Annotated in this window: 4 protein-coding genes; 1 reads left to right on the forward strand and 3 read right to left on the reverse strand. The window is 42.7% G+C overall.

Annotated elements, in window-relative coordinates; translation table 11 throughout:
* Positions 1-204, forward strand: a 204-nt coding sequence (locus RM811_RS20775; RefSeq protein WP_402527855.1) for a DUF1501 domain-containing protein, incomplete at its 5' end; no start/stop codon positions are given.
* Positions 205-782: 578 nt separating this feature from the next.
* Here the strand turns inward: RM811_RS20775 and RM811_RS20780 are convergent.
* The 3 genes from RM811_RS20780 to RM811_RS20790 all read right to left on the reverse strand — a co-directional run bounded on the left by RM811_RS20780 (position 783) and on the right by RM811_RS20790 (position 6,584).
* Positions 783-3,470, reverse strand: a complete 2,688-nt coding sequence (locus tag RM811_RS20780; RefSeq protein WP_402527856.1) for a hypothetical protein — start codon at positions 3,468-3,470, stop codon at positions 783-785.
* A 1,125-nt stretch (positions 3,471-4,595) separates the two neighbouring features.
* Positions 4,596-6,116 carry a DUF1302 domain-containing protein gene (locus RM811_RS20785; RefSeq protein ID WP_402527858.1) on the reverse strand — a complete coding sequence of 507 codons (1,521 nt, stop codon included), beginning with the start codon at positions 6,114-6,116 and terminating at the stop codon, positions 4,596-4,598.
* A gap of 102 nt (positions 6,117-6,218) precedes the next feature.
* A complete protein-coding gene (locus RM811_RS20790) occupies positions 6,219-6,584 on the reverse strand; it encodes a DUF1329 domain-containing protein (protein WP_402527860.1) in 366 nt (121 codons plus the stop codon).
* Between the last annotated feature and the right edge of the window lie 160 nt (positions 6,585-6,744).

Genomic DNA, 6,744 nt, shown 5'->3' on the forward strand with positions numbered 1-6,744 from the left:
ACTGCTTCCTGTCTCTTTATGGCCGGAGGTGCTGTCAGTGGTGGCAAAGTACTGGGTGAGTGGCCGGGACTGGCCAGAAAAGATCTGTATGAAGCGCGTGATCTACGACCAACGTCTGATATTCGTCAGTGGATTTCAGCAACATTGATCCAACACTGGAAGTTATCAGAAGCGCAGCTGGCGGATGTTTTTCCTGGCATATAACCCAGGATAAGAACAACCAGATTGAACTGTTGTTTAATGCTACTACTCCCCACAATCCATCGTTCCGGGAGTTTTACCTGGTGAAGCCTGGCTCTCAGGGTAGACATTAAGTCCCAAGCCACTGCCAATCCTGCTGCAGAGTTCACCTTGAGTAGCCATACTCAGGATGCAAATCATAAGACAATGGCCACTCAAGATGAACATACCTCATGTTAGATCAGTTAAAAAAACTGCTGACCTGTTTCTCTCAATCTGAGCTTGCTCAGAAAGCTGTTCTGTTTGGCTTTAGAGATTGTCCTTTAATAAATTCCACATTTGGGAAAACAGTCATTATTACCGACCAACTCCACTGTCATCCTGTACAGGGATTGTACAGGATCCATCCACAGGGAGGTGACTGTCGATGGTTGGCTTTTATGCCCCAGGGTAATCCCTGCCAGATGGATTGTGTACAATCCCTGTACACAATGACAGCGGAGAACGCAGCCGGAATTGTTTACAGTACTGCTCCCCAGGTGTCTCAATATACTGGCAAATGGATAATTTATTTCGGGACAATTCCTAAGTGCAATTATTAATCAAGGGCTTTCAAAAAGAACATAATCATATCTCGGACCAAAGAGTACGGATCCATTAGCTATATCAACAGAAGAAGTACTCTCCAGAACATCATCATGTTTAAATGAGACTTGACCCAGTGAGAACGATAACGGTGAACCGAATGAGTAGGAACCATCGGTAACTTTAGAGAAGTACTGGTAATATTTCGGAATATCAATTTTAGTCCCGGACAAACTTGCTATGGGCGCACTTGGCTCCCTCTCAATTGAAGAATCGTTTCTGTGTGCCATATACTTAAAGCTGGCTGAACTATCACTCCCTGCATTCAAATTCAAAAACTCAAGTGCTGATGGGGTCATAAATGTTGAGAGTACGGCCCTTCCCCTGTTGTAATCATTATTTTCAAACACCATTTCCAGACCTACGCGAGCAAAATACATATTTTTGTAAACACTATCCGACCTAATAACCGTGTATGTATACTGAGTGCCATCACAGGTGTTCGTATCTCTTAGATTCTCAACCGGATAATATTTATCGTTAATAATGACATTGGGCAAAGAAAATGATAAGTCGTCCTGAAAATTATACTCCACGCCCCCATCACCGGATACCATATAGAGAAAATCAGGATTAGCATCAGTACTAATAGATACAGCTTTTGAACCTGAAATATCACTTCTATCCTGCTTATTTGACCACCGGGCTTTAACATGTGTATATGCATAGCCTTCTAATCCGATCCCCAATGCATTTAATGTTTCAAGGTCGGGAAAAAAAATAGTAGCCTCTGGCTTTCTGATATTGTCACTCACGCGATCCATTTTTAATCCCAGCTTAAGAAAATATAAATCGAATGGTGAGTTATTACCTTCAATAAATACATAACCAACCGTAGGATCATCATATTGACTGACTGTATAAACATTAGCGTCATAACCTTTATGATCCATGGTCATCACTTCTCCCAGTTTAAATCTTAATGCCCCTGACTCATAGAAGCTGCCTGAACTACCGGCATGATAGAGATACCCAAAATCTTCACTATCTGCATTCGTCTTAATAGGTCCATATGACACATCCAAATCTCTGCTCTCATTGGATTTACCAAAATTACGGATAGCATAATGCATAAAATATGTCTTATCACCGACAGCTAAGCCCAGCGCCCTCATTGCACTGTCATTCGGGAAATAAATTAGTGATACAGGTAACAAATACTGGGAAAACCTCGACATTTTAATCTTTGTTTTCAAACCATAGAATTCAACCACATCCTCAAAGTCTTGCAAATTAAAAGCATGGCTAACGGTTGGATTACTCAATGTTATCGAAAAATCAGGCAATACATATTGCTGGTCATTAAGAACCACCCGATTATTTCTAATAAAGGTTAAATTGTCTTTAACAAACCATTTACTATTGACTAACGCATATAAACCACCATCGTTCAACGTACTGCTGACCAGCATAAATGGAATATAATCAAATACCGGAGTGGAATTTGAGTAGTGAGTTTCAATTTGAAAATAACCCACATCACCAACGGACAGTTGCAAATCAAAAACCGCACTCTTATTAATTATAATAGAAGCGGACGCACCCAGATAATCATCTAATGACGAATTCAGTACCAGAGATGGTGTTAATGAAGGAGACAGGACTCTTTCATATTCCCATGTCAAAACCGGAAAATGCTCTTGAATACATTTATATCCACTCTGAGAGAAAGTCAAATTAACTTTTTCATTTAGAATCCCGCCAACCGTTGCAAAAGCCTCTTCACCGGAACACTCAATGCTTCCCTCTTCAATGCCTTTGGCATTAGACGTCGTCGCCTCAATTCCTTTATCCAGATAATAATTATTTTTATCCGTTGAACCGGTATTTTCTAAACCAATAACCCTTGAATAATCATGTATACTTGGGTTCTTCGACGTATATACATACGATGTTGAAAAGCATTCCTTTACAGAACCATCAACAGAGTGACCAACTATCGTACCATGAGCTTCTACATTCAGTGCCTCCGGATCATCAATATAATAAATATTACTGTTGGTATATGATCTTATGATAGAGCCAAAAAACCTGCCAGCATCTTTTTTTGGCCTTACCAAAGTATATCTTCCAGCTATGGCGCCAACAAAGCTTTGCCCCTTAACCTCACTATTTTTTACAAAAACATTTTTAACAGGATTGTATGTGTTTAATCTTGTTTCAGCTATATCAACCCTCAACCTGCCAACTAATCCAGCAACCCAGGCATTCCCTTCCATTGCCTTGCCGTCCTGAATAGTTAACCCCAGATCCTGAACAAAAAAATCAGGCTCCATTTTATCCGTTGATGAATGAGTTATATAAACATAACCAAATAATCCCACCAACGCGCCATTAGGATGGTAACTCCAGATGTTATGAATAGTATAATCATTACCATTTAAAGTCCCTGTAAATGGAGAGTCTCTCTCTCCAATTGAATCCCAGCCTGAAGAACCACTATTTTCCAGGTAGCCTTTTAAATCAATGTCATTGGTTAAAACAAAGTGTTTATCAAGATAGTTCCTCATATCCGATAGTTGCTCAGGGGTTTTAATTTGATACGGATCATCTAAAGTCCCCGACCCTCCAGGAAAATCGGCAAAAACAAAACGGACCAGACAAAACAAGATGAAAATAAAAAAGATTCGAAAATAACAAAACATAAACAAAGACCAATATAATCTATGATATAAATTTATGCACAGATAACACCCGCACACTTATCACTTTTGAGTCTATAAATACTTAATTAAGGTAGATGAAAGTAGAGTTTAGTTCATACATACAATAGGTGGTGTATCATCGGAAATAGCGCCAGCCAGAGGTAAGCAATTGTCCCTAAATAAATTACCCATTTGCCAGTCAATTGAGGGACCTGGGGCGTAGTACTATAAACAATTCCGGCTGCGTTCTCTGCTGTCATTGTGTACAGGGATTGTACACAATCCATCTGGCAGGGATTACCCGAGGGCATAAAAGCCAACCATCGGCAGTCACCTCCCTGTGGATGGATCCTGTACAATCCCTGTACAGGATGACAGCGGAGTTGGTCGGTAACAATGTAAGCGATGATGTTCCCCAACCGCTTACCCTCCTGCCGTCTGTAATTGTTCTTTATAAATGATTAACTTTTGCTGAGTAAGCTGGAGTGAGGATAATTTTTGTGAAACCAGATATGATTGGATAAATGTAGCTTTAGAGTATTGCCTAGGAGTCTGTCGGGCTTTGAGCAAAAAACAGCCAAGATGAGTTTTTTTTCAATGATTCAGGGTTTATGAGGCCTGAACTCAAAGGTAGTTTACAGTTATTTGGCGTCATTATTGGGTGCTTGTGCTCAATAATTGAGCTAAGACCGACAGGCTCCCAGGCCTGTGCATGGTGGTGCACTCTTGCTTCCGATAAGAGGTTTAGTGAAAGAAACCACAAATCAACAGATGCCTGTTTTTGGTATCCCAAATTTCTGAAAATAATCAGAGACAATGCTGATATGGCTTTATAACCGGTCATTGTTAACTCCTGTTCTTGATTTCACTGGTTCTATCAGTTTTCCAGATGCACGTGGTTTAGTTCGATTCATCGCCAGATTCTGAACCATAGGTTTGGGATACACTTTAAGGGGTACTACAGTATATATCTGACATATGACGCATGTAATTCAGGGCAGTTTAAAGTTGTTGGCTGAGATTCAGGTATGAATGGAACCAGATGGTTGTTGTAAAACAAAATATAATTCAGAAGATTGGGAGCAACCGGGGCAATTCACAGCCCCGATTGTAAAGGACGGGGATTTAGAAGGCGTATTTGACGGTAAGGGAGATATTATCCCGGTCGGTCAGCAATTTTTGCTCATAAGCTTCTGTATCTGCATTATGGTCTCCCATATAGGCCAAGTACTTTACCCCCACCTGAACACCGGAACGGTGATGGGTAAAGTCAGCACCGATACCAAAACGGTGATCTCCTTCACTATCTACACCACCGGTCAGGGTGCGGCCTTTCAGCTGACGGGCATAACCGACAGGTATACCCATATCCCAACTTTCTGTGATGCCGGGGTAGGCCAGGTTCAATGATGCTGAGGCGGCCAGGCCGTAGCTGGTCCAATAGAGTTCGTCTGTAGCAGAAGCGCCCGCTGAGTCAGCGTAAAATGAAGCTTCTTCAACATCCCGGATATCAACATACGCAATCTCAGTTGTAAGCGTTGCACTATCAGAAATAGGCGAATTGCCAAAATTAATAATAGCGTTCAGGTTTGTTTGAAGTACATCTGCTCGTGCCGGAGATGGAATAATACTCGGGCCCAAGGAAGTACTAACCAGTACGGGAGCCCCTTTTTTATAAGTAACCTCACCAGCAACGGAGGCGATTCCTACCGAGGTGGTAAATGTGGCGCCATATAAATCAATATCATCCATGTAGCTAATACTGTATTTATTATCTGGCATTCCATAGAAATACGTTACCGGAATCCGGGAGTTGTAATTCAGATAATACAAACCAATCTCAGTAAGATCGCTAATTCGATAACGAGCACCAACTCCCCACTGATCATTTTCTGGAGTAAGATCATCTGCTCGAGCACCAAAACTACATGTTTCTCCGGGAGCTGCTCCCATACAAGTAGCCCCATTCCCCACAGCGTCACTAGTACTAAAAAACGCCCCCGGCTCAGAAACAACAGTCTCATGCCAGTCATACTGGTAATGAGCCAACAGAGATAAATCCGGAGTAATTTCCAACTGCATGGAAACCTGTTCTTCCGGAAGCAGAATATCCTTTACCTCAGTACCCGGAACACCAGACTTAATGGCATCAGAAGGCCCCTGGGCCAGAGACATACTGGGGAAGAAAAGCGCCTCCCCCCAGGCAACCACATGACTACCTGCGCGGAAATCCGCATAACCGGTTTCACCAAATGGGAATGCGGTGTAAACATAGGCATCCAGCAGGCGTGAATAACCACCATGATAACGCTCGGCATCCGCCGTAAATTTATCATCCTGGTAAACATCGTCGTAAAACGTACTGCCGGAAACCACCAGACCACTGTTGCCAAAGCGAAGATGACCTTCCATCAACAGGGAAAGACCATTATTGATCATGTCGCCCTTATCAAAATTGGTATTACCACTGCTGGTCAGATTCTTATTCTGATCTTCCAGACGGCTGGCTGCGGAATAGGTCAGTGTTCCTTTCCAGTCCAGAGTAACGTTATCACTCAACTCAATAGTTTCACCGGCCAAAGCATTGCCGGTAAGCCCGAGGCTGATAAAAGCCAGGGCCAGTTTATTCTTCTTGAAGTTATGCATCTTATTATTATTATTCCTTGATAGCCTTTAAAGCCACACTCCCACTGTCTGTGCAGGAATGCTTCCCCCCATGCAGAGCATGAGGAGGAAAGTAATGTTCAATTAATGGCTTAAACGACGGAGGGCAGCGGGTGTATACATATCTTTGGTCATATTGCCGGCATTCAGGATCGGACCTTTTTTCTGCTCCTGGAACAGGTTGTACCCGACATAGCCTCCGGAAGTCAGGTCATGGTAGAAGCTGCTGCCTGCCTGCCATGCCTGCATATCGTAGGCGTAGTAGTAATTGATGTAGGCGTGCTGAACCAGCTGGTCACGGGCATCGTAAAAGTCGGCAATAACTCCATGCCAGGTATCTTCATCGATATACATGGTCCGGCGACCGTACTTATGGCGATAATCATCCTTCAGCTGACCTTCCAGAACCCATACACGACGCAATTCATAAGGGAATAATAGGACACCCATAAACTGGACTTTCCATATATCTATTCTACTTTTCTCCTGAACCCATTTTATTCCTGACAGGAGAACCCATGACCAGCCCACGGCGAAATCTGATCGATACGGCGAGTACACACTACTACCATTGTGTCGCTCGTTGTGTCCGCCGGGCGTGGCTTTGCGG

The organism is Endozoicomonas sp. (assembly GCF_031844845.1).
Taxonomy (GTDB): domain Bacteria; phylum Pseudomonadota; class Gammaproteobacteria; order Pseudomonadales; family Endozoicomonadaceae; genus Endozoicomonas.

Excerpts from the sequence above, each read along its gene's own strand:
- RM811_RS20780 (WP_402527856.1), bottom strand. The coding sequence starts at position 3,470 with ATGTTTTGTTATTTTCGAATCTTTTTTATTTTCATCTTGTTTTGTCTG.
- RM811_RS20790 (WP_402527860.1), bottom strand. The coding sequence starts at position 6,584 with ATGGGTGTCCTATTATTCCCTTATGAATTGCGTCGTGTATGGGTTCTG.
- RM811_RS20785 (WP_402527858.1), bottom strand. The coding sequence starts at position 6,116 with ATGCATAACTTCAAGAAGAATAAACTGGCCCTGGCTTTTATCAGCCTC.